At 60.0% G+C, this 26726-nt stretch carries 23 protein-coding genes; 19 read left to right on the top strand and 4 right to left on the bottom strand.

Features of this window, described 5'->3' with window-relative positions:
• Window positions 1-3: 3 nt before the first annotated feature.
• The 18 genes from NZ960_03680 to NZ960_03595 all read left to right on the top strand — a co-directional run bounded on the left by NZ960_03680 (window position 4) and on the right by NZ960_03595 (window position 23616).
• On the top strand, window positions 4-795 hold the full coding sequence (locus NZ960_03680) for a BsuPI-related putative proteinase inhibitor (protein ID MCS7176715.1): 792 nt from the start codon (window positions 4-6) through the stop codon (window positions 793-795).
• On the top strand, window positions 792-1955 hold the full coding sequence (gene ribD, locus NZ960_03675; protein MCS7176714.1) for a bifunctional diaminohydroxyphosphoribosylaminopyrimidine deaminase/5-amino-6-(5-phosphoribosylamino)uracil reductase RibD: 1164 nt from the start codon (window positions 792-794) through the stop codon (window positions 1953-1955). Before NZ960_03680 ends, ribD begins: the two co-directional genes overlap by 4 nt.
• Complete coding sequence (locus NZ960_03670; GenBank protein MCS7176713.1) at window positions 1931-4726, top strand: HEAT repeat domain-containing protein; 2796 nt, start codon at window positions 1931-1933, stop codon at window positions 4724-4726. Before ribD ends, NZ960_03670 begins: the two co-directional genes overlap by 25 nt.
• A gap of 2 nt (window positions 4727-4728) precedes the next feature.
• Complete coding sequence (gene dnaE, locus NZ960_03665) at window positions 4729-8172, top strand: DNA polymerase III subunit alpha (protein MCS7176712.1); 3444 nt, start codon at window positions 4729-4731, stop codon at window positions 8170-8172.
• Window positions 8173-8281: 109 nt separating this feature from the next.
• Window positions 8282-8488: a DUF2892 domain-containing protein gene (locus NZ960_03660; GenBank protein MCS7176711.1), complete on the top strand. Its 207-nt coding sequence runs from the start codon at window positions 8282-8284 to the stop codon at window positions 8486-8488.
• Window positions 8489-8509: 21 nt separating this feature from the next.
• Entirely contained in the window at window positions 8510-10126 is a 1617-nt protein-coding gene (locus tag NZ960_03655) for a M20/M25/M40 family metallo-hydrolase (protein ID MCS7176710.1), read from the top strand.
• 142 nt (window positions 10127-10268) lie between these two features.
• A complete protein-coding gene (locus NZ960_03650; GenBank protein ID MCS7176709.1) occupies window positions 10269-11429 on the top strand; it encodes a tetratricopeptide repeat protein in 1161 nt (386 codons plus the stop codon).
• A 124-nt stretch (window positions 11430-11553) separates the two neighbouring features.
• The gene (locus NZ960_03645) at window positions 11554-13944 is read left to right on the top strand and encodes a DUF5686 and carboxypeptidase regulatory-like domain-containing protein (GenBank protein ID MCS7176708.1); all 2391 of its coding nucleotides are present in this window, start codon (window positions 11554-11556) and stop codon (window positions 13942-13944) included.
• A gap of 93 nt (window positions 13945-14037) precedes the next feature.
• A complete protein-coding gene (locus tag NZ960_03640) occupies window positions 14038-14622 on the top strand; it encodes a hypothetical protein (GenBank protein ID MCS7176707.1) in 585 nt (194 codons plus the stop codon).
• Between the two features lie 19 nt (window positions 14623-14641).
• The gene (locus NZ960_03635) at window positions 14642-14899 is read left to right on the top strand and encodes a tetratricopeptide repeat protein (protein ID MCS7176706.1); all 258 of its coding nucleotides are present in this window, start codon (window positions 14642-14644) and stop codon (window positions 14897-14899) included.
• 69 nt (window positions 14900-14968) lie between these two features.
• Window positions 14969-15574 (top strand): Holliday junction branch migration protein RuvA, encoded by a 606-nt coding sequence (ruvA, locus tag NZ960_03630; protein MCS7176705.1) that lies wholly within the window; start codon window positions 14969-14971, stop codon window positions 15572-15574.
• Between the two features lie 81 nt (window positions 15575-15655).
• Entirely contained in the window at window positions 15656-16261 is a 606-nt protein-coding gene (gene rpsD / locus NZ960_03625) for a 30S ribosomal protein S4 (protein ID MCS7176704.1), read from the top strand.
• A 97-nt stretch (window positions 16262-16358) separates the two neighbouring features.
• Window positions 16359-17630: a phosphoribosylamine--glycine ligase gene (gene purD / locus NZ960_03620; GenBank protein MCS7176703.1), complete on the top strand. Its 1272-nt coding sequence runs from the start codon at window positions 16359-16361 to the stop codon at window positions 17628-17630.
• Window positions 17627-18556 (top strand): NAD-dependent epimerase/dehydratase family protein, encoded by a 930-nt coding sequence (locus NZ960_03615; GenBank protein ID MCS7176702.1) that lies wholly within the window; start codon window positions 17627-17629, stop codon window positions 18554-18556. The genes purD and NZ960_03615 overlap by 4 nt, the downstream gene beginning before the upstream one ends.
• Window positions 18529-19962 carry a sodium:solute symporter family protein gene (locus NZ960_03610; protein MCS7176701.1) on the top strand — a complete coding sequence of 478 codons (1434 nt, stop codon included), beginning with the start codon at window positions 18529-18531 and terminating at the stop codon, window positions 19960-19962. The genes NZ960_03615 and NZ960_03610 overlap by 28 nt, the downstream gene beginning before the upstream one ends.
• Window positions 19935-20462 (top strand): CDP-alcohol phosphatidyltransferase family protein, encoded by a 528-nt coding sequence (locus NZ960_03605; GenBank protein MCS7176700.1) that lies wholly within the window; start codon window positions 19935-19937, stop codon window positions 20460-20462. The genes NZ960_03610 and NZ960_03605 overlap by 28 nt, the downstream gene beginning before the upstream one ends.
• An 80-nt stretch (window positions 20463-20542) precedes the next feature.
• A complete protein-coding gene (locus NZ960_03600) occupies window positions 20543-22033 on the top strand; it encodes a DUF1800 domain-containing protein (protein ID MCS7176699.1) in 1491 nt (496 codons plus the stop codon).
• Window positions 22034-22050: 17 nt separating this feature from the next.
• The gene (locus tag NZ960_03595; protein MCS7176698.1) at window positions 22051-23616 is read left to right on the top strand and encodes a DUF1501 domain-containing protein; all 1566 of its coding nucleotides are present in this window, start codon (window positions 22051-22053) and stop codon (window positions 23614-23616) included.
• A 3-nt stretch (window positions 23617-23619) separates the two neighbouring features.
• Here the strand turns inward: NZ960_03595 and NZ960_03590 are convergent, their stop codons facing one another.
• The 4 genes from NZ960_03590 to NZ960_03575 form a co-directional block, all read right to left on the bottom strand.
• Window positions 23620-24270, bottom strand: coding sequence for an L-threonylcarbamoyladenylate synthase (locus NZ960_03590; GenBank protein ID MCS7176697.1), 651 nt, complete (start codon window positions 24268-24270; stop codon window positions 23620-23622).
• Between the two features lie 509 nt (window positions 24271-24779).
• Window positions 24780-25304, bottom strand: a complete 525-nt coding sequence (locus tag NZ960_03585) for an APC family permease (GenBank protein MCS7176696.1) — start codon at window positions 25302-25304, stop codon at window positions 24780-24782.
• A gap of 37 nt (window positions 25305-25341) precedes the next feature.
• Complete coding sequence (locus tag NZ960_03580) at window positions 25342-25794, bottom strand: amino acid permease (GenBank protein MCS7176695.1); 453 nt, start codon at window positions 25792-25794, stop codon at window positions 25342-25344.
• A gap of 42 nt (window positions 25795-25836) precedes the next feature.
• Entirely contained in the window at window positions 25837-26058 is a 222-nt protein-coding gene (locus NZ960_03575) for a hypothetical protein (protein ID MCS7176694.1), read from the bottom strand.
• A 295-nt stretch (window positions 26059-26353) separates the two neighbouring features.
• Between NZ960_03575 and ndhC the strand changes: the two genes are divergently transcribed.
• Window positions 26354-26710 (top strand): NADH-quinone oxidoreductase subunit A, encoded by a 357-nt coding sequence (gene ndhC / locus NZ960_03570; protein MCS7176693.1) that lies wholly within the window; start codon window positions 26354-26356, stop codon window positions 26708-26710.
• Window positions 26711-26726: the final 16 nt, after the last annotated feature.

Raw genomic sequence — 26726 nt, 5'->3', positions numbered from 1 at the left:
GCGATGAGGACTCCAGTGGTCATCCTACTCATCTGGGCTGCTGGCATTCTCTCCTGCCGAGGGGGACTCGTAGGGATGAAGAAGGTGTCGCTAGAGTGGCGGTTGGAGACGACGGATACTGCTGCAGTTGTGGTTGTACGGGCTGGAGCATCGCGACAGGAGGAGGTACAGTGGCTGCGCTCAATTGAGGCCATCCAACTGTCGCTGTATGGGCCAGAAGGGCGCCTACTGGAACGGAGCGAACTCGTGCCGATGCTCAGTGGCATGACAACGGGTGCGGGTGAGCAAGTGTCACTGCTACTGGAGGGACGGTCGACCCTACGGAGCCGCCCTAACGAAATCCCTTCAGAGGTACTGCTGGAGTATGAGCTCCGAAGCGGTGCAAGGATAGAACGCGGACGGCAAAGACTTCAGCGCTTGCATCGGGACGGGGCGCTACTGCTGATGCCGGAGGTTACCGCGTTAGATTCTGGTCTTGTGGTGCGGCTACGGGTGCGTCGGTTGGAGGCCATTGATAGGGAGTACTTCCCTACGTCGGAACGCTTACGGCTGGAACTTTACCGCGGCATCAAGCGCATATGGAGCTCTGCTGAGGGAATGGCCTTCCTGCAGGTCATCGGGGTCGTTGAGCCGGAGACAGTCGGGGCTGAGAGCGTCTACGAATACCGCTGGGATGGCCACCTACCTACGGGGGAGCGCCTTCCACCGGGGCGATACAGCCTACGGCTCGTTTTGCCAGCGCGTCCCCATGAGTACAGTGTGACGGTTCCGCTGGAGTGGGGACCGCAGCGATGACCGACGAACGGGCGATGCGGCGAGCTATAGAACTTGCGCTCCGTGGGACGGGGCGAGTGAGTCCGAATCCGCGGGTAGGTTGCGTCATCCTCAAGGAGGGACGGATCATTGGAGAGGGATGGCATGCTGCTTACGGGGCCCCGCATGCTGAGGTTATGGCACTGCAGAATGCGACTGAGGAGGTCCGTGGGGCAACGATGGTGGTGACTCTTGAGCCGTGCGTCCACTATGGCAAGACTCCGCCGTGTGTGTCTCAGATCATTGCTGCCGGAATCGCCCGCGTCGTGATAGGGATGCTTGACCCTAATCCGCTCGTTGCGGGGAGGGGATACGAGCAACTGCGCCAGGCAGGCATTGAGGTTCGAGTGGGAGTGTTGGAGCCAGAGTGCCGCTGGATCAATCGCTTCTTTGCCAAGCACATCACCACCGGCATGCCGTATGTCGTTGGCAAGATTGCACAGTCACTAGACGGATGCATTGCTCTGCCGACAGGGGAGTCGCGCTGGATTACAGGTGAGGAGAGCCGCCGTCGCGTCCATGCCCTTCGGGCAGAGCTGGATGCTGTGATGGTAGGCAAGAACACAGTCTTCCGAGACAACCCGCGGCTGACTGTCAGAGATGTTCCAGGACGCCAACCTTGGCGAGTCGTTCTGGATACGGGGCTCCAACTTCCGCTGATGAGCTTTGTGTTTACCGACGAGTACCGTGAGCGCACTATCGTCTGCTGCTCTCCACAAGCACTACAGACTCGTAAGGCGGAGACGTTCCGCAGAAGCGGCATCCAACTGATGGCAGCTCCCATCGGAGAGGATGGCCGATTGCAGCTCCCAGCGCTCTTCCGTCTGCTGTCGGAGCATTTCAACATCGCCTCGGTGCTGGTGGAAGGGGGAGCCGTGCTGCTCTCTTCATGCCTCCGGCATCGTCTCCTGGATGAGCTCCATGTTTTCATTGCCCCGAAGGTCTTTGGAGCCGGTCGCCATCCGTTCGAGCAGTGGGCGGTGGAGACGTTAGAACAGGTGTGGCCTGTTCACATTCAGGCCGTCATGCGGAGTGGCAATGACCTCCACATCATTGCCCTCAAGGAACCAATCGTGCATAGTAGTGGGGTCGGGGAGCAACAGGGCGAGCCGGACCAATGCGAGCAGCGTGTGCCGTCGTAGTAGCTGTGCTGGGCAGTGCTGCACTACTGCAAGCGCAAGTACCGAAGCTATCACCGGAAGCCTTGCGTGCAGTTGACTCAGCCCTTGCTCTGTTGGGCGTATCTCGGTGGGACTGGTGGTTGCCGGGTGATATCGGGGAAGTAGATCAGCACCGCCTCCCGGCTGTCCGCGCGCTCTTTCGGGAGCCCTTCAGCAGCTTTGAATTCGCCACACGCCAAGCCGAGCAGCTCTTGACATTGCGTCCGGCTACGCTGGATGCGACAGCGCGACAGTGGAGCGAACTCTTGGCGTTTGGGGAGTATACGCCGCGGTACTATGAGCAACAGCTGTCGGCACACCAAGTCGACAGCCTCCTTGGAGTGGAATTGGAAAGGCGCCTGGGCCTCATTGCGGCAACGTCGCTCCGACAGTATCTGGTGCCGCTCGTGCTAGCGTGGTGGGAGATCAGCCAGGTGCGGAGCTCGTTTCGTTCCTTCCCGCTCCTAGCGGAGCTCTTGGATTCGTTGCTGATGCTGTCGGAGGATGAGCCCCGAGCCTCGCTCTTTGAGCTTCGCCAGCGAGAGCTTTGGGGGCTGCAGCGGGTGCGTGAATATTTCCAAGTGGCGGCTGAAGTCCCATGGCATCGATTGCTTGCTCCGATGCTGTCGCTCTGGCGGGCAATTTGGGCCACGGTGGAACGGAATAGCCCTCCTTTAGACCGCTACCGGGATAGCGTCTGGACGACCATTCTGGAGACTCCGTATGGGCGCATTGCTGTCGGGGGTCCGGGCGAGGACACCTATGTAGGGGATTTTACCCTCATCCTGGAGGTCGGCGGGAACGACCGATACGTGTTTCCGGCGCTGTCGAAGTCGGCGGCGTTGGAGCGCCCGGTGCGGATTGTGGTGGACTTGGCAGGGGATGACTCTTACGATGGTGGGGACTACACCCTCGGTGCCGGGTTCTTTGGGTGTGGGTTCCTCATAGACCTCCAGGGCAACGACACCTATCGGAGCCGACATTTCTCCCAAGGCGCGGCCCTAGCGGGCTTGGGATTCCTATGGGATGGTGGCGGGGCTGATCTCTATGTATGCGGCATCCATGGACAGGGGGCCGCTGCCTTTGGCGTTGGGCTTCTCATGGACCGCGGGGGTAACGATCTCTACCGGTGTTTTGCCCAGGGGCAGGGATTCGGGTTCGTTCGCGGTTATGGGGCACTCGTGGACCGTTCAGGCAATGACTCCTACATCGCTCAAAGCCCCTACGTAGACGCGCTCCGCTACGAGCAGCGGTTCCTCACTTTCACTCAGGGAGCTGCGCTCGGCTACCGGCCATTGGCTTCTGGGGGAATCGGCATCCTGCTCGATAGTGCTGGCAACGATACCTACGTCAGCGACATCTATGGACAAGGGACGGCCTACTGGTATGCGATAGGGGCTCTGCTGGATTGGCAGGGCGACGACCGCTATGTTGCGCATCAGTACGCGCAAGGGGCAGGAGTCCATCTGGCCTTTGGGCTGCTGTGGGACGCGGCTGGCTCTGACGTGTATCTCTCGTTCGGTGTCTCGCAAGGGTGTGGGCATGACATTGCCCTTGGCGCGCTCTACGATGCTGCTGGTGATGACACGTATGCGTGCGAGAGCCTCTCGCAGGGTGCAGCGAATGCCAATGGGCTGGCGCTACTACTAGACCTCCACGGGCGCGACACCTACGTTGCTCGACGCGAGAATACGATGGGCTACGGCGACTTCCGCCGGCAGTACGGTAGCATTGGTGTCTTCGCGGATGCAGAAGGGACGGACTGGTACGCTGATACGGTCCTCAACAGGCGCTCCCGAATTGGTTCAACGTACGGTGCGTTGCTGGACGCCGAGTTGCTACCATCTCTTCCTCCACCACCACGGCCGGGCATCGATGTGCCAGACTCGCTCCGCATGCCGCTAGCGGAGAGTATAGACAGCCTCTTCGCACAGGCCTCAGCAGCCCATCTCCGCTTTCAGTACATCATCCAGCCGGCACGGGAGAAAATTGCCAAGCTCGGTGCGGCCGCCCTGCCATATCTGGCCACGAAGTTTGCGACGGAGTCTGTGCGGGAGCGAATTGCGTTGGAGGATATCCTGCCGAGGATTGACCAGCAGGACAGCGTTGCGCTACGCCGGCTCATCGTGGACTCCCTCCGCTCGAAGAACGAGCGTACCCTAGCGCTGATGGGAATGGTGGCGGGGAAGCTACGCCTCAAGGCAGCCCTGCCGGCGCTTGCGGAGCTGCTCGAAGACAGCCGATGGTACATACGAGCAATGGCTGCACTCCGCCTAGGGGAGATCGGCGATACATCGGTACAGCGGCTGCTGCGCCGGTCTCTTAATGATGCCCATCCAATGGTGCGTGCTCGGGCCGCCTTTGCTCTCATGCGGCTGTGGCCGAGACAACCGCGTGAGCTTTGGCTCCAGGTGTTGCAAGATTCCTTCTACGTCGTGCGGTCCAGCGCCGTTTTGGGGGCACTGCAGTACGGCTCACTGCCGACCTCACTCCTGAAGGAGCTCTGGAACCTTCCTCTGCCTCCGAAGTGGCGTAGGAGCTTGGGGTGGCTGGCGGTTGGACTGGATACGACCACTCCAGTCCGGCGTGTTGCTCAGCTCCTTCTGCAGCAGCCAGCAGAGCTTAGACAGGTAGCCTACATTGCAATATCGCAGCAACGAGCAACCCCATGGAGAGAGCGCTTGCGTGTTGCCTGCGCACAGCAAGAGCCTGATGCAGAATTGCGTCGTATACTCTCCCCAGTGTCGCGTTGACTATGGCTACCCGTGTCCCCTTCGTCCACCTCCACAACCACACGCACTACTCCATCCTGGACGGCGCCTGTACGCCACAGCAATTGGTTCAGGCCGCCGCAGCCGATGACCAGCCTGCCGTGGCCATTACTGACCACGGCGTGATGTTCGGCTGCTTGGAATTCTACCGAGAGGCAAAGGCCGCCGGACTACGCCCGATTTTGGGCTGTGAGGTGTATGTGGCTGTCGGCAGCCGCTTCGAGCGCCCGACCCCGAAGCAGCGGAAGTACTATCACCTGGTGCTGTTGGCGAAGAATGAGCGAGGATACCGCAACCTCATCAAGCTGGTGACGCTGGCCCATCTGGAGGGGTTCTACCATCGCCCTCGGATAGACTGGGAGCTCTTGGAGCGGTACCACGAAGGGCTCATTGCTCTCTCAGGCTGTCTCATTGGCGTAGTCAATGCCCACCTACTGGACGGCAACTACCAGGCCGCCTACCGTGCAGCGGCACAGTACCGCGAGCTCTTTGGAGAAGACTTCTACCTGGAGCTCCAGCGGCACAATCTGCCTGAGGACGAGGTTGTGCTGACCTATGTCCCGAAGATTGCCCGTGAACTCGGCATTCCGTTGGTGGTGACGAACGACTGCCACTACATCCGCAAAGAACATGCGCTAGCGCACAACGTGCTACTCCACATCCACGAGGCATCCACTCAGCGGAAACCGATAGACATCTACCAGCTCCGTTATCGGCAGCCTGAGATGTACGTAAAGACAGCTGCCGAGATGGCGCAACTCTTTCCCGACCACTTGGATGCCTTGGAGCGAACGCTGGAGATTGCTGAGAAGTGCACACTAGAGCTGCAGTCGACGCTCTCTATGCCGAGCTTCCCTATTCCCCCTGATGCTGGGACGGAGAGCCCAGAGGAGTACTTGGAGAGATTGGTCTACCAGGGCCTGCGGGAGCGCTACGGTGACCCTATCCCTGCCGAGGTTCAGGGACGAGCTCGTTACGAGCTGGAGACCATCAATCGGATGGGCTTTGCGAGCTACTTCCTGATAGTGCAGGACTTCATTGCTGCTGCCCGTCGCATGGGCGTGCGAGTTGGGCCTGGTCGTGGGTCTGTCGTCGGGAGCCTCGTAGCCTACGCCTTGGGGATTACGAGCATAGACCCGCTCCCGTACGGCCTCCTCTTCGAGCGCTTCCTCAATCCAGAGCGCGTCTCCATGCCCGATATCGACGTGGACTTTAGCGACGACAAGCGGGACCTGGTCATTGACTACGTCCGCCACAAGTACGGGCAGGACTCCGTTGCCCAGATCATCACGTTTGGGACGCTCTCAAGCCGTGCGGTCATCAAGGATGTGGGCCGGGTGCTGGGAATTCCCGCATCGGTGTTGAACTCCATCACGGAGCGCATCCCAGTGGTGCTGGGGAAAGTCACACCGTTGGAGGAGGCGCTACAGCTTCCGGACCTGCGGTGGCTACGAGAGAGCGATGATCCGAAGCTACGCCAGTTGGTGGAGTTCGCGCTTACCTTGGAGGGCTTTTGCCGCAACATCTCCGTCCACGCTGCTGGAGTAGTGATCACTCCGGGGCCAGTGAGCGATTATGTGCCACTCTGCCGGGCCCCAAGCGGGGAAGTGGTTACTCAGTACTCCATGCGAGACCTGGAGTATGCAGGGCTCCTGAAGATGGACTTCCTGGGGCTGCGGACCCTCTCCATCATCGAGAACACGGTGGCGATGGTACGTCAGACGCGGGGTATAGACGTTGGGATTGACTCGGTGGACCTCCACGACACGAAGACCTACGAGCTTCTCAGCTCAGGGCGCACGTTGGGCATCTTCCAGTTTGAGGCCGATACCATGCAGGAGGCACTCCGGGAGCTGAAGCCTGCTTCGCTTGAGGACTTGGTGGCGCTCAATGCGCTCAATCGTCCCGGTCCCATGGAGTACATCCCAGAGTTCATTGCCCGCAAGCATGGCCGCAAGCCGATAGAGTACCTCCACCCCAGCATGGAGCCAATCCTGCGGATGACCTACGGCATCATCATCTACCAAGAGCAGGTCATGCAGTTGGCTCAGGCGATTGCGGGCTTCTCGCTCGCGCAGGCCGATCTCATGCGCCGGGCTATGGGGAAGAAGGATCAGAAGCTGATGCAGCAGCAGCGTGATGATTTCATCGCTGGAGCTGTTCAGAACGGGATAGCTCGGGAGCTGGCGGAGGAGATCTTCGCCCTCATTGAGCGCTTTGCCTCTTATGGCTTCAACAAGTCGCACGCTCTCGCGTACGCCTACCTGGCGTACCAGACTGCGTACTTGAAGGCGCACTTTCCAGCAGAGTTCTTCGCTGCGAACATGACAGCCGAGATCAACCACCACGACAAGCTCGCAGAGTTTCTCCGCGAGGCACGGGCGTTCGGCATCACAGTGCTCCCACCGGATGTGAACCGTTCTGAGGCGACGTTCCGAGCTCTGGACGGGCATTCTATCGTCTTCGGCCTGGCGGGCATTAAAAATGTTGGGATGGCGGCTGTAGAGGAGCTACTCCGCGCTCGACGGCAGGGACCCTTCCGGTCTCTCTTCGACCTAGTTCGGCGAACGGATTCCAGAGTGCTCAATCGCCGAGCGTTGGAGGCTCTTATTGCTGCTGGAGCGTTGGATAGCCTCCGCCAGGGGCATCGTGCCCAGCTCACAGCAGCGCTTGACACAGCGCTAGAGTATGCTCGTGCTGCTGCTACCTCTGGGCCGATGGAGAGCCTCTTTGGGACACCCGAAATAGGACTTTCCGAGCCTACTCTGCCGGAAGTCCCTCCCTGGAGTTTGGCTGAGCAGCTACGTCGTGAGCGAGAGGTCTTAGGGCTTTACTTGAGTGCCCACCCACTTCAGGAGTACGAGCCGCTGTTGCAGGGGGTTGTTACACCGCTGTCTCAGCTTGCTCGCCAGACATCGGGGAATGGCGAGGTGCTCCGAGTTGCAGGAGTGGTGGTAGCAGTGGAGCGCCGTCGCGATCGGCAGCAGCGTCCTATCGCCTTTGCAACAATCGAGGACTGGAGCGGCCAAGCCGAAGCCGTCTTCTGGAGCGAGGTCTTCAGCTCTATTGAGCCATACCTGCGTGATGGGGCACTGCTGCTCCTTGGCGGACGCGTGGAGGCTCGTCAACCGGTTCCGCGGCTGATCGTCAACACTGCGGAGCCGCTAGACCGTGGCCTCCGCCGCATAGCCCGAGGATTCCGGATAGAGCTACCCGTCGCAGAGCAGACTGTAGAGACCGTTCACCGCCTCCACCAGCTCCAACGGCAGGGAGCTGGGGGGTGTCCAGTGTTGCTCTACCTCTGCCACCAGCAGTTGCCTGTGCGTGCGTATGTGATCCCTCACCTTGGAGTGGAGCTCTCCGCTGAAGGCTACCGGGTTCTGGCGCAAGCAGTTCCGGAGGCGAGGATTGGGCTGTGGATTGAGTAGTCCCCTGCGTTCCGAGGAAAGAGTATCTTTGCTCCGCGACTGGCACACGCGCTGTGCCGCGCTGACCGGTAGCTCTGTGGCACGTAGGAGTGCGGATGGAGGAGGGATCATGGCACTCGCTAGGAACATGGGAACAGCCGACCGGCTGATCCGCTCAATCGTTGCTGTGGTCTTGGCGATCGCTGCTTTCGTCGGGAACTTGCCCAGCCCTTGGCCGATCGTGCTGGGGATTGCTGCTGTGGTGCTCCTGTTGACGAGCCTCGTTGGGGTCTGCCCCATGTACCTCCCGCTGCGGATCTCCACGCGCAAGCAATAGAGCTTCGCTTGAGGCCCCACGATGAAGAAGGCGTTTCGAGCAAGCAGGGGGGTGGGGCGGCTTTGTGGATGTCGAGTTACCGCTCCCGGTGTCAGCAGTTTGGCGCTGTTGGTAGTTGGGCTATGTGGCTGCGTTCCGGGTAGCGAGCTACCGAGGTGGGCTTCCCGTGAGTTCATCCCTGACAGTGCCCGGCAGTACGTTGAGTTCCTGGCCTCCGATGAGCTCGAGGGGCGGAATACACCGAGCCCTGGATTACTGCGAGCAGCAGAGTATCTGGCAGCGGCCTTCCAACGTTGGGGACTCCAGCCTATCGGGGATAGCTACTGGCACTACTACGAGTTGGTGCGCCGCGATGTCGACCGTGACAGTCTGCAGCTGCGTATTCAGCGGGGTTCCGCAGTTTGGGAAGCTCAAATCCCAGAGCACGCAGTGCCGCACCCCACGACGGCTGCAGGGTGCTACTCCCAGGCTCCACTCGTGCTCGTCGGTCCTGGGGTTCCTGACTCTGTAGTAGTGGCGCAGGCAGCCCAGAAGCTTCGTGGCTCGGTGGTCCTCTTCGTGCGTGCTGTGTCTGGCAGCCGCGATACAGCCGAGCGAGAGCATACTGCCTCCCAGCCCCCTCTCATGGCCTTCGGCCGATTGCTCCATCGATATGGGGTCGTTGGGATGCTGGTGGTCAACTACCCAGAGGGACAACGGAAGCTCCGTCCGCAGCGCTATCCTTGGCCAGCGCTGAATCCAGCCTTCTCTCGCTACGGGCCTCCGCTACAACTGCCGACAGAGGATTCAGAGGTGCCGGTCATCTACAGTGTCGGCAGCGAGGTCCTAGAGGCTCTCTTCGGTGCTGAGGAGGTCTTCCGACAGCGTGTTCGTGCTGCAGATAGCCTTGGTCAGGCTCTAATAGAGCCGTTACCGGGGGTTTCGGTGGACATTGCGGTGGCCTTTCGGGAAGTGGAGCGCGTTCGAGTCCCAAACGTTGTCGGAATGCTCCGTGGTCGGATGCGGCCACAGGAGTACGTGCTCATTGGGGCCCATTACGACCACGTCGGCGTCATGGCGACGCCAGGTTCTGCAGACTCCATCTACAACGGTGCTGATGACAACGCTTCCGGTACAGCAGGACTCATGCTCGTTGCCCGGGCCTTGAGCCGCATGCAGCGGAGCCCGGAGCGGACGATTGTCTTCGTTGCCTTCAGCGGTGAGGAGAAGGGCTTGCTCGGCTCACGGGCCTTCGTACGTCAGCCACCTCTGCCGTTGGATGGTTGTCTTGCGATGCTCAACATGGACATGATTGGGCGCAACCATCCGGATTCGCTCTCCGTCGGGGTACGCGGAGAGTGGTTGCTGAGGCTCATAGAGCAGGAGAACCGTCGTCTTCCCACCCCGTTCTTGATTGGGCGAGAAGCAGAGGACCTGTTTGGACGCAGTGACCACGCCTCCTTTGCTGCACGAGGCATCCCGGTGGCCTTCTTCCACACGGGCCTCCACGAGGACTACCATCGGCCGAGCGACCATGCTGAGAAGATCAACCCGGACAAGCTCTCTCGTGTGGCGCTGCTGGTAGCCCGAGTGGCATGGCGGATTGCACAGCAGGGGAGAGGAGAACAGCCCCCTAGAGAGCACACAGAGAGGCCATAGGGTCTAAGCTGTTGGATGAGGACTGCGTTTCGGCGGCTGGGGCCGTTGGAGGGTGTCGAGCGTGTTGGCAACGCCTGTGCAAAAGCATCGTGCGTCGTTCGTCTTTGGAGCCGGCGCGATAGTAGGGCATGGTAGTGTGAGGATGATGCAGCGCCTGTGGCGGAGCACTGTTGTAGCGGGGCTAACCGGGGCGGCGGTTGTTTCTGCGCAATGGGTATTGATGCGAGAGGATGCCGATAGTCTGGTCCAGCAGGGCATCTTCTACATCTACAACATGCAGTTCGACACTGCCGAGCACTACTTCCGCGAGCTCATCCGCCGGTACCCGGAGCATCCTGCTGGATACTTCATGGACGCGATGGTGTCCTGGTGGAAGATTCTCACCAACCGGCGATCCCGGGCTTACGATGAGGAATTCCTCGCCAAGATCCAGCGGGTACTGGATGTCTGCGAGCCGATCCTCGAGCGGAATCCCTACGACATCGTTGGTCTCTTCTTCAAGGGTGGGGCCTTGGGCTATCGGGGGCGGTTCTATGCCATGCGCGAGAGCTGGATCCGGGCTGCTAACGACGGGCGGGAGGGCTTCGAAATCCTCACGCGCGTCCAGCGCTTGGCGCCAACCAACTACGACGTGCTCTTGGGGACTGGGGTCTACAACTACTACGCCGTCAAGCTCCCGGAGATGTACCCCATTTTGCGGCCCCTCCTCCTCTTCCTGCCACCGGGGGACAAAGAGCTTGGGATTGCCCAATTGCGTGCCTCGGCTCGCAATGCTCGCTACGCTGCTACAGAAGCGAAGGTCGTGCTCCTGCAAATTCTCTACGACTTCGAGCACAACATCCCAGAGGCGCTGACTGTTGCTGAGGAGCTCTTCCAGCAGTACCCGCGAAACCCTTACTTCCACCGTTACTTGGGGCGCTGCTACGTCCGCATGGGCTACTTGGATAAGATGGAGGAGGTGTGGCGTGAGATTCTGCGCCGCTCCATCGAGAAGTGGAACGGCTACGAAGAGCTGACGGCCCGCGAAGCGCTCTACTACGTTGGGCTTGCCCTCATGCAGCGTGGTCAGTACGAGGAAGCATTGCGCTACTTCTACAAGTGCGACGAGATGAGCCGTGTCCTGGACGAAGACCCTTCGGGCTTCATGGTCAAGGTCAACCTGAAAATCGGCAACATCTACGACCTGCAGGGCAAGCGGGATTTGGCCCTCATGCAGTACCGGAAGGTCCTCTCCTGGCGCGATGTCCAGAACTCGCACGCAGAAGCCCGTCGCTACATGGAGAAGCCGTACGGGAGCCAGTGAAGGGGTAATGCTGGAATCCCTGCCCGCAGCAGCTCCGTTCTATTCGGCGCTGCAAGCATTTCCCAGCGAGGCAGAGGAATGTGGCCTAAGCTCCGAGGGGTGGTAGACTGGCGATAGAGCAGGGATGCAGTGGCTTGCGCTCTTGCTGAGTGGAGCGACCGTCCTAGTAGCGCAAACAGGCTTCGTAGTGGAGGGGACCGTTGTGGACGCACAGACAGGTGGACCAGTAGCCGGTGCCTCTGTCTTCGCAGTGCGGGCGCAGCGGGGGACCTATACCTCTGTCCGAGGATTCTTTCGCCTCGTCCTGCCGCAGGAGGCTGACACCCTGAGGGTGCGCTCGCTAGGGTATGAGGAGCGATACTTCCCAGTCCGCGCTGAGCAAGGCTCTCTGCGATTGAGCCTCCCCCCTGTCCCTATAGAGATGGCTGCCGTGCCCGTTGTGGCCGAGCTGACGGCTGAGGAAGTGGTTCTGAACGCGCAGCGGCGACGTCTACAGAACTGGCGCCGTATTCGTACGGCGGAGGCTTTGGTGTACTCGAAGCTGGTCTTAGGGACAGCACAGACGGGCGGTTTGGAGGCTAGCATCAGCGTATCTGAGCAAGGGCAAGCGATGTCTGTTGGTTCCGCTGGCGACACGGCGTTTGCGATTCTGGAGACCTTTGCCCGCCTCTACTACGATGCCGAGCGAGGGCGGCGTGCCATTATTCTCCAGCGACGGCAGACTCGAAATGTCCCGCCAGAGGCCAATATGCTCGTCTTCGGCAGCATAGGCAGCCTCTACCAGGAGCAAGTTGAGGTCATCACGGTCTCCATCCCTTCCCCAATCGGACCCGAGGCGCTGGAGCGGTACCGTTTCCGTGTACGTGAGCGCCGGCCGTGGGGTGGGCATCGATTGGCGTATGTTCTGGAGGTGGAGCCCCGCTCGCGCCTTTACCCCGCGTTTGAGGGCGAGATCGTGATTGTAGACAGCACCTTTGCTCTTGTCCAGGCGGATCTTCGGCCCTCGGGAACGACCGCACTTCCCTTCCTGCGGCGGCTCCGTTTCGTTGAGCGCTGCGAGCATTTCCCAGGTGATCTCTGGTTCCCGACCTTCGCAGAGCTCTCGGGTGCCTTTGCCGTTGCTCCTCTGCGGGGTCTGTTGGAGTTCGGCGGAGAGTTCGTGCTGACGAGTATTACTACGGAGGTGCGGCTCAATGGCCCTCTGCCCGATAGCGTGTTTGCTGAGGGGCAGCGGATTCGCGTTGCTCCGCTGGCTGACTCCGCACAAGCGGAGTTCTGGCGGCGCCACGCGCTTGTGGAGCTAACGCCACGCGAGCTAGCGATCTACCGGCGCATGGACAGTCTCGCGCAGCTCCGTGGGGAAGTAGACCCACGCGGACTAGCGCTCTCTTTGGCCAACTTCCCGCTGTTCTTCCGCTTCAACCGCGTCAACGGCGTACAGCTCGGGGTGCAGTATCGGTGGACGTGGGGAATCGTTGAGCCAGGGGCTGCGTTGACGTATGCTCTGGCGCGCTCGCGGTGGGAAGGGTGGGGACAGGTGAAGGTGAAGCTCCCACGGCTTCCGGTGTGGCTCTCTGCGCAAGCCTTCGCTTGGACAGCTCCAATAGGCTGGGATCGGACATACCCGGAGGTGCTCAACTCCCTGAACGCTGCGCTCTTCCACCAGGACTACTACGACTGGGTCTACCGCGAGGGTGTGGAGGTAGAGACCGGGGTAGGACTAGGTCGCTGGGGTCGGCTTGTGGCTTCTTGGGAGCTGTTCCGTACCGTGGGGTTGCCAGCCCGCGTACGGAGGTCTCTGTTTGTGGCGAAGCCCTTCCGGAATAATCCGGTGGCTGAGGCGGCTCAGTATCGGGTGGGTGGGGTAGCTCTATCATGGGGCGAGACAGTGGGAGGACCGCTGGCTGGAGCGCTGAGCAAGGGATTCGAGCTGAGAGGAAACCTACAGGGGGTGCTTGGGGGATTTCGGCTGGATACAACTGCCGCTTCCTGGCAGCGCCTGTGGGCACTGCTGGCAGACGTGGAAGTGGAGCTCCCTACCATCTCGACGGGTGGCTATGTCCCGATGAAATTGCGCCTGCGGACCGAACTGGGAGTAGGCGAAGGGCTCCCAGTCCCCTATGCTTTTCGGCTGCGTAGCACCACCGCTCTCTTGGGACGGTTAGGGCATTTAGTGACGGCGCCTCTAGGAGTCTACGGCGGACGGCGTCTTATTGCAGTCGCCGCCGAGCATAACTTTACCGACTTGTGGTGGCGTGCCCTGGGGCTGCCGACATTTCGGGGCCGTGGCATAGAGCTGATCGTCACGGCGGCTGCGGCCAGGGTATGGCAGGCTGAGGGGTTGCCGTATCAAGCAACAGGGCAACGGTGGTACGGGGAGCTGGGGCTGGGCATTGGGCGCATCCCAGTGCCAATTACGGATATTCTGGTGCTGCGGCTGGATATTTGCCGAGGCGTTGGGGAGCTTGCTCAGAGACGTTGGGGGATGGTACTGCAGGGGAGCCTTGGTCTGTGAGATGTGCTATGGTGGATTTCGCCTACTCGGAAGGTGCGAGGGGCACAACTCAACTTTAGAGGTGGCACAGGGATTGTAGAAGCCATGGGGGCAATGTGGTGGTATATTCTCGGAGTGAGCATTGGGCTTCTTGGCTGCCAGGTACAGCCGGTACAGCGCACAGTGCCACCGCTGTTGGTGTTAGAGCGACGTCTGCAGCCTGAGCCCAGGCCCAGTACGAACAGCGAGGGCTCTTCCTCCATCCATGAGCCCGATACTGCAGTTGCTGGGGTATCGGTGCGGCGGCTCCCGACCATTCGGGAGTCCATGGAGCGACTGGCGGCGGAGCAGGTGTCCTTACGGGAGACGCTGGAGGAGGTCCAGCAGGATATTCAGCGTATGGGGCTCCTGCTGGCGGAGCTTACGGAGCTGGCTCGTGCGCTGGCTGGAGAGCAGAGGACAGAAGTAGTCCAACCAGACTCCCCGCGCCGGCCGAGAGCACGTCGCCAGCGGACGAGCTCCCGAAGAGCAGCCCAGCATTCCTTACCGGACCGGGCAGCAGGTGCAGCCACGGCTTCGGCGGTAGCAGCCTCTACGGCTATTTCCGGAGATGTGGTGCAGCGCTACGCGAAGGCTCTCCAGCATCTTGCGCGTCGCGAGTACACGGAGGTGCGGAACCTGTTGGAGTCTGTCCTTTAAAGAGGCAAAAGATCCTGCGATGGTGAGCAATGCCCGATATTGGCGCGGGGATATCGCCTTTCGGCAGGGCAACTACAGTATGGCGATCTCGGAGCTCCAGCAGCTTCTCCAAGTCCCCTCGGCTCCGAAGGCTGCGGCAGCTCATGCCCTGCTGGCGGAGAGCTACCTTAAGCAGGGAGAGCGCGAGAGGGCACGGCAGCTCTTGCAGACGTTGGTCCAGCGCTTTCCGGCGAGTGAATTTGCCCCGCGGGCCCGCAAGCTGTTGCAACAGTTGTAGTGTACGCTGAGGCGTTGGCTTTCGTCTACTGCCAGCGCGGATTGCGAGAGCCGGAGCGTATCTACTGCAATGCTTGCTTTCGTTGAGGGCGAAGTGGTCCAGCGAGAGCAAAATGCGGTCATTGTCAACTGTGGTGGCATTGGCCTTCGGATAACGGTGCCGAGCACCACCGCACAACGGCTTCCGGAGGTGGGGCAACGCGTGCGGTTGTGGACGGTGCTGGAGTTCTACCAAGAACCAGGAGGCCGTGGAGAGTTCCAGCTCTACGGTTTCGCTACTCGCGATGAGAGCCAGTTGTTCCAGTCCCTGCGAGCTGTCCCTGGTGTTGGGGCGAAGACGGCACTGAACATTCTCTCTGCGGCTTCTGTTGCGGAACTTCGGCAGAGCATCCTTCAGGGGGACGTAGCTGTGCTACGGCGGCTCCCCGGGGTGGGCCGGAAGATGGCAGAGCGCCTAGTAGTAGAGCTGCGGGAGCGCATCGTAGAGATTGCCGATGAGGTAGGCGACGTAGTGCCTGCGGCAATCCGCCAAGAGCTCACCGCCGCGCTTGTAGCGTTGGGATTCTCACGAAGTGAGGTGGAGCGCGTGGTTCCGGAAGTACTGCATCAGCCCGCGGCCAGGCAGCAGGCGGTGGAAGAGCTCCTCAGAGACGCTTTAGCGAGGCTGCGGAAGTGAGCGTTGAAGCAGCCTCCATAGCGATTCTGCAGGGCTCCCTATTTTTGCGAGCCGTAGTTTGCAATTCAATGTGCGAGCGCTATGAAGTACACAGGCCCAAAGGTGAAGCTGTCGCGGAAGCTAGGGATTGCGCTGACGCCGAAGGCGCAGAAGTACATGGAGCGGAAGCCCTATCCTCCAGGGCAACATGGTCCAGAGAAGCGCCGAGCGAAGCTCTCTGACTACGGTAGGCAGTTGCTGGAGAAGCAGCGGTTGCGGTTTCAGTACAATGTCCACGAGCGGCAACTGCGACGCTACTTCCAGCTCGCCTCCCGAATGCCGGGCAATACGGCTGATAATCTCATCCAGCTCTTGGAGCGACGGCTAGATGCAATCGTACTGCGGGCTGGACTTGCCCGTACCATCTACGCTGCTCGCCAGTATGTCCGGCATGGGCATGTAGAGGTCAACGGACAGCGGGTCACGATTCCGTCCTACCAGGTCAATGTCGGCGATACAGTCCGGATCCGAGAGAAGAGCCGCAGGATTCCGGACATCCAAGAAGCCGTTCGACTGGCACCGCAAGCCCCACCGTACTTGGAAGTCTCCAAAGCAGACTTCTCAGCACGCCTACTGTACGTTCCACCGCGGGAGGAGATTCCGGTCATCTGCGAAGTGCCGATGGTGGTAGAGTTCTACTCGCGCTGAGCGAGTGGGCTTGTGGGGTGAGTGGCGGCTTGGTCCTCCTGGGCAAGCCGCCACATCTTTTTAGCGTCGCATGAGGGGTTAGGGCAGGCGCGGAAGGATGCGGGTACTGGTCGTCGGTAGTGGTGCACGCGAGCACGTGCTGACGTGGGCACTGGCACAGTCACCGGATCGGCCTCAGCTCTTCGTGCTACCAGGTAATCCCGGCATGTGGGGGCTTGCTGATCCGGTAGAAATCCCACTTTCGGAGCAGCGGGAGATCGCTCGTTACTGCGCTCTAGAGCGCATTCGCTTGGTCGTCATCGGACCGGAGCAGCCGCTGAGCGAGGGCCTTGCAGATCGTATCCGAGAGCAAGAGATTCCAGTCTTCGGTCCATCACAGGCTGCTGCCCAGTTGGAAGCCTCCAAGGCGTTCGCGAAGCAGTTCATGCAGCAGCACGGTATTCCGACAGCTCGGTACCGAGTCTTTACGGCTGCACAGCGTGATGAGGCATGGTGCTACGTGGAGAGCCATCCACTGCCAGTCGTCATTAAGGCCAGTGGATTGGCAGCCGGTAAAGGAGTGACGGTGGCACAGACTCACGACGAAGCTTTCCAGGCTCTGGAGTCGCTCTTCGCGGGTGCACTGGGTGAGGCTGGAGAGACCGTTGTTGTGGAAGAGTACTTGGCTGGTCAGGAGCTCTCCGTGTTGACGATCTGTGACGGTAGCAGGTACGTCCTGCTGGCTCCAGCTCGGGATTATAAACGGGCGCTGGAGGGTGACCAAGGAAAGAATACCGGCGGCATGGGAGCATATGCGCCAGTGCCGTGGGCGACGGCTGAGCTCTTGCGAGAAGTGGAACGGCGTATTGTGCAGCCAACCCTTGCGGGGCTCTCAGAGCGTGGTACGCCGTTCGTGGGGTGCCTCTATGTTGGACTCATGGTCGTGGAGGGCAAGCCATTCGTGTTGGAATTCAACGTCAGGTTTGGTGACCCAGAGGCGCAGGTCGTCCTTCCGATTGCTGAGGCTGATTGGCTTCAGTTGTTAGGAAGTGCCGCTCTTGGCCGACTAGCTCCGAGCACTCTGCGGAAAGTAGCGAAGCAGTCCGCATGCTGCGTCGTTATAGCTTCGGCGGGGTATCCAGGGGCGTATCGGACGGGGTTCCGTATCACGGGGCTAGAGGAGGCTGCACAGCATGGGGTTCTGCTCTTCCACGCCGGGACACGGTGGGAGAATGGGGCTCTCTGGACGGCCGGCGGGAGGGTGTTGAATGTTGTAGCAGTGGCTCCAACACTACAGGAGGCCCGCGAACGCTGCTACGCTGCGGTTGAGTGCATCCAGTTTGAAGGCAAGACGTACCGCCGCGACATAGCCCTGGAGATGGGAGGATGAGGATTGCCGTCACTGGCGGGGCAGGCTTCATCGGCTCCCATGTTGCCGAGGCGTACTTGCAGGCGGGGCACGAGGTCATGGTGATCGACAATCTCTCCACGGGCTGCCGGGACAATGTTCCGGATGGAGCAGAGTTAGTTGTAGCAGATGTCACGGACCCAGTGCTGAAAGAGATTTTCGCTGACCATCGGGTTGAGGTTGTCAACCACCATGCGGCTCAGGTCTCCGTCCGGCTTTCCGTGGAAGACCCGTTGGAAGATGCTCGGCAGAATGTGCTCGGTAGCCTCAACGTTTACGAAGCAGCCCGATTAGCGGGTGTACGGCGGATTATCTTGGCTTCGTCGGGGGGTACTGTCTACGGCGAGCAGCTTTGGTTTCCAGCGACAGAAGACCATCCGCTGCAGCCGCTGTCGCCGTATGGAGCGGCGAAAGCAGCGGCAGAGCAGTATCTGCTGTGCTACAGCCGTCTCCATGGGCTTGAGGCGGTAATCCTGCGGTATACGAACGTCTACGGTCCTCGGCAGACTTCGCATGGAGAGGCGGGGGTGGTGGCTATCTTCACGGAAGCACTGTTGCGGGGCGAGCAGCCAGTCATCTACGGGGATGGGCGGCAGACTCGAGATTTCATCTACGTTGCTGACGTTGCAGCGGCGAACGTAGCAGCGCTTCAACCACAGGCATCTGGCATCTACAACTGCTGTACGGGCACAGAAACCACTGTGGAAGCACTCTTGCACCTTCTGCAGCAGATCATCGGGAATTGGATTGCGCCGCGCTATGCTCCACCACGGCCAGGCGAGGTGCGGCGAAGTGTCTGTTCCTATGCCCGCATGAGCCGCGAGCTGGGGTGGCAGCCTAAGACAGCGCTCCCAGAAGGACTAGCCAAGACGGTCCAGGCATGGCGGCGCGCACTACGATGGAGCTGACGGCCTGGGACTGGGGCATCGTAGGGGCGTACGTAGTAGGATTGATGCTCGTAGGCTTTGTTGGGGTGGCCCGACGTTCCAGCAGTGAACACCATACGGAGGCGGAGGAGTTTCTGGTAGCGGGTCGTCGGTTGACGTTACCTCTCTTTGTGGCTACACTCGTTGCCACATGGTATGGAGCAATCCTCGGTGTAGGGGAGTTCGTCTACCGCTACGGTATCGTCGCTTGGCTGTGTATCGCGGTGCCATACTACGTCGTGGCACTGCTCTTCGCCGCCACTGTGGCGGGGCGAATCCGTGCTTCGCAGACGCTATCCATCCCGGAGCAGATGGGGCATCTCTATGGCGAAGGAGTTGCCCGAGTTGCTGCCGGGGTAGTTCTGATCGTCACGGTTCCGGCAGCCTACCTGCTAATGGTGGCAACGCTCGTGCGGGCACTGACGGGGTGGTCCTTGGAAGCCTGTCTCGTGCTGGGCGCACTGTTTTCGGTAGCCTACCTCTATATGGGCGGCTTCTACGCCAACGTGCTGACGAACGCACTGCAGTTCGTGCTCATGTACAGCGGGTTTGCTGCACTGGTGTACTTTAGTTGGCAGCAGTTCGGAACACCTGAGCTGATGTGGTCTCTGCTGCCGCCAACCCATCGCTCCATCCCAGGGCTGCTCGGCTGGGGGACAGTCGCGGTTTGGTGGGTCATTGCTCTGCAGACTTTCGTTGACCCTAACTTCTATCAACGCTGTGCAGCGGCGCGCTCAGTGAGGACTGCTCAGTGGGGGATTGCTCTCTCGGTACTCTTCTGGTTGGCGTTCGACACGCTCAGCATAACGGCGGCACTCTACGCGCGTGCTTTCATTCCTACGGAGCCGCTCAACGCCTACCCAGCCTTGGCAGACGCTGTGCTCCCTGCTGGGTGGAAGGGGATGTTCGTCGTAGCCCTCCTGGCAACCGTTATGTCCACGCTGGAAAGCTATGCCTTCGTTAGCGCAGCGACATTAGGGCGCGACATCCTCGGGAGGATACCTTCGTTGGCTGCACGGTATTCTGTCCGCCGCCTGACTCAGGTGGGGCTGGTGCTCTCAGTTACTGCTGCTGGGGTGTTAGCCTGGGCAATTCCTTCGGCGGTGGAACTTATTCTACGAACGGCCTCGGTTGCGGTACCAGCTTTATTGTTCCCGTTCGTGCTGGGGTACAACGCTCGCTATCAGTTACCGGCCCGGCGGATCGGGTGGCTGATGGGTGTGACGGCCAGTTCCAGCCTTGGCTGGATGGTCCTGCGCGAGGCGCAGCTTGTACCAGTTGGAGTGCGGTGGATTGAACCCGCGTTCCTTGGAATTCTCTTCGGAGCGGTCATGAGTCTCTTCTGGGGACAGCGGCGGCCATGGAATGGACTCTCTCTAACATCTTGAGCCTACTGCGCCTACTGCTGGTCTTCCCGCTGGCGTTGCTCCTTGTGCAGGAGGCGACGGTAGGAGTACTGCTTGTAGGGAGTATTGCTGTTCTCTCCGACATTGCAGACGGCATGCTAGCACGGTGGCAGGGGCGGGTGACCGAGCTAGGGAAGGTCCTAGACCCAGTAGCTGACAAGCTCCTCGCTGGAGTAGCAACGAGCATTCTGGTACTGCAACAGAAGCTCCCTCTGTGGTTTGCGCTGGTGGTCATTGGACGGGATGCACTCTTGCTGCTTGGTGGTTGGCTAGCTTGGCGGTGGGGAAGGGTTGTGCTGCCAGCGCTGCCGGCAGGCAAGTGGACAGCGTTGGCAATAGCGGGAACACTCTTTGCCAGCTACTTGCGCTGGGAAGACTGGCTGGCGGTTGGGATTGCGCTAAGCGTTTTAGGGATGATCTCCTCTACTGGCATCTATGCCCGCCGATGGTGGGAGCAGTTCCAGCGGCGAAGCGGAGACTGAAGAGCAGTGGAGGGCTGGTGTGTCAAGGGAACCTAGTAGATTGATGGGGAAAAAGCCGGGTCTCATGGGGGAGGAGACAGATGCGGCGGCGAGAGTTTCTGGAGACGGTACTGAACCCATTTCAACGGGGTATGGAGCTACTGCACCGGGTCAGTGCTGCCCCGCCAGTACGTGTCCAAGCAGGGCTAGAGCCATATGTCTCCTCGTCCGAAGTTCCGTGGGATGAGCGCAGTGCAGCGCATTTGCTGCGGCGTGCAGGCTTTCAATGTACACGCCAAGAACTCCAATGGGCACTTTCTCGCTCGCCGCAGGAGGTCGTTGATACGCTGCTTCGCCAGCTCCCTCTGCCAGAACCTCCGGGAGCATGGGTGAGGGAAGACCCGCGAATCCGCGTGGATTTCTCTGTCATTACTCAGCGCTTCGCGGAGCTCCAGCAGTGGTGGGTTCGGCTCATGGTCGAGACCGATCGCTCGGCCCGCGAGAAGATGGTCTTCTTCTGGCACAACCACTTCACCACGGACAAGGACAAGGTCTACATTCCGCAGTACCACTACATCCAGCACGAGACTTTCCGTCGGATGGTGTGGGGGAATATTCGAGCACTGACGCGGGCAATGGTTTCTGACCCCGCCATGCTCATCTATTTGGACAACAACGAGAACATGGTGGGCAAGCCGAACGAGAACTTTGCCCGTGAGCTCCTGGAACTGTTCACCTTGGGAGTGGGCAACTACACCGAATGGGATGTTGTAGCCGCCACACGGGCGCTGACAGGCTGGCGCGTAGTTGGTCTGGAGTCGGTCTTCATCCCGCAGCGGTTCGACGATGGCGTCAAGACCTTCTTAGGGCAGACTGGGCACTGGGGCACCGACGACGTGATTCGCATCATCTTTGAACAGCCGGCCTGTGCTCGGTTCTTGGCTAGGAAGCTGTACTCCTTCTTCGTGTATGCCGTCCCAGATGAGCGTATCGTGGAGCAGCTGGCCCAACTCCTCATCCAGCACAACTATGAGCTGGCTCCGGTCTTGCGTACTCTCTTAGGGAGCGCTCACTTCTTTGACCCGCAGTTCTACGGTGCCCAGATCAAGTCACCGTTGGACTTCGTCGTGGGTATGCTGCGGCAATTCGGCGTGCGACATCCGGAGGCGTACAGTTATGCTGTTCGGGCCGCAGCAGCATTGGAGCTAGAGCTGCTCAACCCGCCGACAGTGGAAGGCTGGAAGGGCCATCGGCTGTGGATAACCACAATGACGCTACCACTGCGCCAGCGAATTGCTGAGCTACTCATCGACGGCAAAAGCTTCACGGGCGCTGCGCTGCCCTTCCAGGTTGACGTAGTGGCCTTTGCGCGGCAGTTCCAATCACACACGAATGCCCGGCAGTTCGTGAAGGACGTAGCCCGCTTCTTGCTGGCCTACCCGCTGACAAGTGAGCAAGAGGAGTGGCTGCTCTCAGAGCTGCTCCAGGGCTCTCCGGAGTACGAGTGGAGCATTGACGCTCCAAATGCCGATGCGCGGCTGCGAATGTTCCTGAAAGCATTGACTCGCTTGCCCGAGTACCAGTTAACGTAGGACAGAGCGAGGGAGCTATGGATCGGCGCGACTTCCTTGCGTATTCAGCGAAGGCTGGCATCCTGCTATCGGCGCTGCCAGCATTAGGGCGATTCCCTGCGCAAGCGTTGGCGTACTCCCCAGCGATGGATCGCCTGCGACGGCTGACCGAGCACAACGATCGTGTCTTCGTCCTCATCCAGCTCCAAGGGGGCAACGATGGCCTCAACACCTTGGTTCCGATTGAAAATCCACGCTACTATGCTCTCCGACCGACATTGGCAATCCCAAAGTCACAGACACTTCGACTAACCGATACCCTTGGGTGGCATCCGGTGTTAGGAGGCTTGAAGGCTCTCTACGACCGCGGAGAGTTGGCGATCGTGCAGGGAGTCATCTATCCTAATCCCGATCGCTCCCACTTCCGGGGGACGGATATTTGGGTTACGGCAACGGATGCTGATGTATTCCTCGGAACGGGGTGGCTGGGGCGATACTTGGAGACGCTCGTAGAGGATCTCCCATTGGGCGAGATTCCGCCGGAGCCGCTGGCTGTTCAGATTGGAGGAGCTTCCTCCCTGGTGCTCCAGAGTGAGCGTGGGCTCATGGGGGTTAGCTTCCGGAATCCGCGAGAGTTCTACCGCCTTCTTGCTGCTAGCAGTGATGGAGGTTTCGGTGGCCCGTTGCCAGAGACACCGGCAGGGCAGGAGCTCCTCTTCCTGCGCTCTGTTGCACGGGCAGCGCAGCGCTACGCCGTGTCTGTGCGCCGGGCGGCAGAGCGGGGGACGAATCGTGTGACGTATCCAGACACAGACCTGGCACAGAAGCTTCGCATCGTTGCTCAACTGATCAGTGGTGGCCTGGGTGCGAAAGTATACGTTGTTGGGATAGAGCGCAATGCTTTCGATACTCATGCCTACCAAGGCGGTGTCAGTGGTGTGCACGCCTCGCTTCTGAAGGAGCTGTCCGATGCTTTGAAGGCCTTCATGGATGATCTCAAAGCCCTTGGCATTGCTGACCGTGTGGCGGGGATGACCTTCTCGGAATTTGGACGCCGGGTAGAGGAGAATGCCACCGCTGGGACAGATCACGGGACTGCAGCCCCGATGTTCATCTTCGGAACTCGGGTCTTAGGCGGCCGCATCCACGGTCAGGATCCGGACCTGGAGAATCTAGATCCTCGGGGTGACCTTCTGATGCAGTATGACTATCGGCAGGTCTACGCTGCCGCACTCCTCCAATGGTTTGGGGCTCCACAGACGCAGGTCCAGCGAGTTCTGTTGCGAGAGTTCTCTCCGCTACCCCTCTTCCATCCACCCGAGGTCGTAGGAATTGGGGAACCGTGGGAGTTCGGCTTGGAAGCGTATCCAAACCCGGCTTCTCAGACGGCGACGATTTCTTTCAACCTGCCGGAAGCTGCTCCCGTTGAGGTAGCATTGTTGGACATCCACGGTCGTGTTGTGCGGCCTCTCTTGCAGACCGAGCTTGCTGCAGGATATCATCGGCTTCCGGTCAACCTTGGAGGTTTGCCGTCAGGGCTGTACCTGTACCGTCTGAGAGTTGGTCAGCGATCGGTCCTCCGAGCCTTGCACGTCGTTCGCTGATCTTCAGGGAGTTTCCTCTAGCGGCAGTACCTCTAAAGCCCGCTCAAGTCCTGCTCCGCGGCGCAAGAGGCGTGGCGGGTCTTCCGTGAGATCGATGATGGTGGAGGGGCCGAGAAAGTGGTAGTCATCCAGCTCGACGATGATATCAACGAGTGCTGCGAAGCGCTCTACGATCGCTTCTGGCTCTGGTGCCTCAGTGCTCTCCTCTTCTCCAACCGCACTGATGGAGATGATGGGGGATCCGATGATACGCAGTAAGGCTAGGCAGACAGAAGAGTCAGGGACTCGGATGCCGGCAGTCTTTCGCTTCAGGTCTTGGGCGTAATACGGTACCGCCTTCGTTGCTGGCAGGATGAATGTGTAGGGGCCAGGGACTAGGCGCTTTAGGATGCGGTATGCTTGGGTGGAGACGTAGGCGAACTCGGAGAGGTGCCGCAGCGAATCGCAGAGGAACGTCAATGGCTTGCCAGAGGGAAGGTGGCGAATGAGCCGGAGCCGATCTATCGCAAACTTGTTGCCCAACTGGCAGCCGAGAGCAAAGCCCGTATCGGTGGGATAGAGCAAGATGGCACCAAGCTGTAGGGCTTCAGCAATTCGCTCCAGCTTATGACGCTCTGGCGTAACTGTGTGCAGGCGAAACCGAAGTGCTTTCATGGCTACCGACTCCATACAGTAGGACCTATGGCCGTATCGCGGGGGGAAGGTACGAAGTATGCTGCTCCTTTCCCTGCAGGAGCGATCCTTGGTTAGGCTCGGTGGGCTTCCATAGCGTGACGGATGATAGGGAGTCCCAAGCCTGTAGGAGCCTTCCTCAGCGGTAGGGAAGTTTGCGGAGAGTTGGGTCACAGAGAGAGCGGCTGCGGTGTCCCCAGGTGGCATCCCCACTCCTGCTATGCACGGCTTCCAAACTGGGTGCTCTGGGTTGTTGGTAGCAGGCAAAGTACGCCCCGGCGCGGTGTACTGGAGGACGTTCTCCACCGGCCTTGCCAGTACCGGCTTAGCCGGTAGCCGTTGGGGTAGTCGGCGATCGCCAAGTATGGTAGGGTGAGGGTCCGCCAGCATGTCGAAGCGGAGGACAGTGCCCTTTTGCTTGGACTCGGCCCGGAAGAGACTCACTGTGCGCTCCATGAGCTCGTCTGGCTTCAGCCGATGCGGTCTTTCAGTCATATCCCTTCCCTGCTCCTTGGCACGCTGGGCACGACAGTCTGCCTCCGGGGTAGGAGGAGGTAGAGGGGAATGCCTGAGGCAGTGAGCGCGATCCCGGACACAGTGCGCATGAAGGGGATCTCACCACGCAAATAGGCTGTGATGTCAGCCGCGAGGCTCACAGCGACGAAGGCTGCTGCAACGGCTGCGAAGAGGAGCGGAACCACAGGATATCCTGGCACACGCCAAGGACGTGGGGCATCTGGAAACTTGCGGCGCAAAATGAAAATCCCGATGGCCCCCAGCGCATAGAATGCCCAACTGACGACGATGAGCATGTCCGTCAGGGTATCGAACGTGCCGCTAAGCACTAGGAGCGAAGCCCAGGCAGCTTGGAAGAGCAATGCAGCACTTGGTGTCTGGTGCTGAGGATGGAGATAGCTCAGCGCTCTTGGCAGGTGGCCGTGGGTTGACATGCCATAGATGAGTCGGGCAGTTGTCAGAATCGTACCGTTGGTTGTGCCCAGTGTAGAGAGTATCACCGCCAGGGCATGAAGGCCGCTCCGCCTGAACCTAAGGCTACGTTGGCAGCAGCAACACCGACCAGCTCGGAGCGAGCCATGACTTCCAGCGGCAAGGCCGCAATGTAGCTGATGTTGAGAAGAGATAGATCACCGTGACGGCAAGCATCCCAACGATGAGGGCGCGCGGCACAATGCGGTCTGCAGAGCGAATCTCCCCGGCTACGTATGTGATGTTGTTCCATCCCTCGTAGGCCCAGAAGGCACCAGCCAATGCCGCCGCGAAAGCAGCTATGAGGGCCCATGCCCCAGAGGGTGGGCTGAGAGAAGAGGGAGCTACGGCAGTCTCCGGCAGGCCACGGGCAATAGCAGACAGCCCAAGGACCACAAGGACCAGAATTGCACCAACCTTCAGGGCGGTAAGGAGCACCTGTATACCGCCGCCGAGGTGTACACCACGAATGTTAACAGCTGTCAAGACCCAGATAGCGGCAATTGTGAGCAGCTTCACTCCCAGGTGACTCAGTGGTGTGATGGTGCCAATCCCTGGGAGCTAGACTGCAACGCTTTGCTCAACGGCTGCAGGGAGACGCGGCAAGGGGATGAAGTACTGCAGATGTTCGGCGAAGACGTATGCGATGGAAGCAATCGAGCCGGTCTGGACAACGCTGACCATTGCCCAGCCATAGAGATAGGCAAAGAAGTTTCCGTACATGGCGCTGAAGAAGACATATTGGCCGCCGGTGATGGGGAGCAATGCTTGCGATTTCTGCATTCGTGAGCACTCCACAGAGCGTGATGAGGCCTGCGGCCAACCATGCGAGGAGGAGGAGCTCTGCTGAGCCTAGCTGTGCTGCCATGACGGAAGACTTCTTGAAGATGCCGGAGCCAATGACGCTTCCGATCACTAGTGCCAGTGCGCTCCACCACCCCAAGCGGCGAACAAGACTGGCGGCCTTTCCGGTAGGTTGCATAGGGACGAGCTGTGGTAGCTTTTGCAAAGATACACCACGGCTCCGCTTGGGGAGGCGTAATTTCGTGCTCGGTTTGAAAAAGCTCCGTGAGGAAGGATGGACGCCTACGTACCCGTGATGGTCATGATCGTTGCGAGTGCCCTCTTTGGTGCGACCAACATTTTAGCCGCAGAGCTCTTAGGGCCGCGCCGCCCAACGTGGAGAAAGCTGACCACCTACGAGAGTGGAATGGAACCCATCCGGACGGCTCGTGAGCGCTTTTCGGTCAAGTTCTACATGGTGGCGATGGTCTTCATCGTGTTTGACATCGAAATCGTCTTCATGTACCCCTGGGCAGTACAGTTCCGTGAGTTGGGCTTTCTCGGCTTGGCGGGGATGGCGCTCTTCATTGCTGTCTTGTTGGTGGGCCTCGTGTACGTCTGGCGCAAGGGCATTCTGCAGTGGAGTGAATAAATATAAAGTAGCTGGA

Origin of the sequence: Candidatus Kapaibacterium sp. (genome assembly GCA_025059875.1) — a bacterium.
Classification (GTDB): Bacteria; Bacteroidota; Ignavibacteria; order Kapaibacteriales; family HRBIN21; genus HRBIN21.
This window is presented reverse-complemented; position numbering and strand designations above follow the sequence as displayed.

Excerpts from the sequence above, each read along its gene's own strand:
- dnaE (MCS7176712.1), top strand. The coding sequence starts at position 4,729 with ATGGCTACCCGTGTCCCCTTCGTCCACCTCCACAACCACACGCACTAC.
- NZ960_03645 (MCS7176708.1), top strand. The coding sequence starts at position 11,554 with ATGCAGTGGCTTGCGCTCTTGCTGAGTGGAGCGACCGTCCTAGTAGCG.
- NZ960_03590 (MCS7176697.1), bottom strand. The coding sequence starts at position 24,270 with ATGAAAGCACTTCGGTTTCGCCTGCACACAGTTACGCCAGAGCGTCAT.
- NZ960_03575 (MCS7176694.1), bottom strand. The coding sequence starts at position 26,058 with ATGCAGAAATCGCAAGCATTGCTCCCCATCACCGGCGGCCAATATGTC.
- NZ960_03610 (MCS7176701.1), top strand. The coding sequence starts at position 18,529 with ATGGCGGCGCGCACTACGATGGAGCTGACGGCCTGGGACTGGGGCATC.
- ndhC (MCS7176693.1), top strand. The coding sequence starts at position 26,354 with ATGGACGCCTACGTACCCGTGATGGTCATGATCGTTGCGAGTGCCCTC.
- rpsD (MCS7176704.1), top strand. The coding sequence starts at position 15,656 with ATGAAGTACACAGGCCCAAAGGTGAAGCTGTCGCGGAAGCTAGGGATT.
- purD (MCS7176703.1), top strand. The coding sequence starts at position 16,359 with ATGCGGGTACTGGTCGTCGGTAGTGGTGCACGCGAGCACGTGCTGACG.
- NZ960_03605 (MCS7176700.1), top strand. The coding sequence starts at position 19,935 with ATGGAATGGACTCTCTCTAACATCTTGAGCCTACTGCGCCTACTGCTG.
- NZ960_03600 (MCS7176699.1), top strand. The coding sequence starts at position 20,543 with ATGCGGCGGCGAGAGTTTCTGGAGACGGTACTGAACCCATTTCAACGG.
- NZ960_03595 (MCS7176698.1), top strand. The coding sequence starts at position 22,051 with ATGGATCGGCGCGACTTCCTTGCGTATTCAGCGAAGGCTGGCATCCTG.
- NZ960_03655 (MCS7176710.1), top strand. The coding sequence starts at position 8,510 with ATGAAGAAGGCGTTTCGAGCAAGCAGGGGGGTGGGGCGGCTTTGTGGA.
- NZ960_03635 (MCS7176706.1), top strand. The coding sequence starts at position 14,642 with ATGGTGAGCAATGCCCGATATTGGCGCGGGGATATCGCCTTTCGGCAG.
- NZ960_03670 (MCS7176713.1), top strand. The coding sequence starts at position 1,931 with ATGCGAGCAGCGTGTGCCGTCGTAGTAGCTGTGCTGGGCAGTGCTGCA.
- NZ960_03650 (MCS7176709.1), top strand. The coding sequence starts at position 10,269 with ATGATGCAGCGCCTGTGGCGGAGCACTGTTGTAGCGGGGCTAACCGGG.
- NZ960_03680 (MCS7176715.1), top strand. The coding sequence starts at position 4 with ATGAGGACTCCAGTGGTCATCCTACTCATCTGGGCTGCTGGCATTCTC.
- NZ960_03640 (MCS7176707.1), top strand. The coding sequence starts at position 14,038 with ATGTGGTGGTATATTCTCGGAGTGAGCATTGGGCTTCTTGGCTGCCAG.
- ribD (MCS7176714.1), top strand. The coding sequence starts at position 792 with ATGACCGACGAACGGGCGATGCGGCGAGCTATAGAACTTGCGCTCCGT.
- ruvA (MCS7176705.1), top strand. The coding sequence starts at position 14,969 with ATGCTTGCTTTCGTTGAGGGCGAAGTGGTCCAGCGAGAGCAAAATGCG.
- NZ960_03660 (MCS7176711.1), top strand. The coding sequence starts at position 8,282 with ATGGCACTCGCTAGGAACATGGGAACAGCCGACCGGCTGATCCGCTCA.
- NZ960_03615 (MCS7176702.1), top strand. The coding sequence starts at position 17,627 with ATGAGGATTGCCGTCACTGGCGGGGCAGGCTTCATCGGCTCCCATGTT.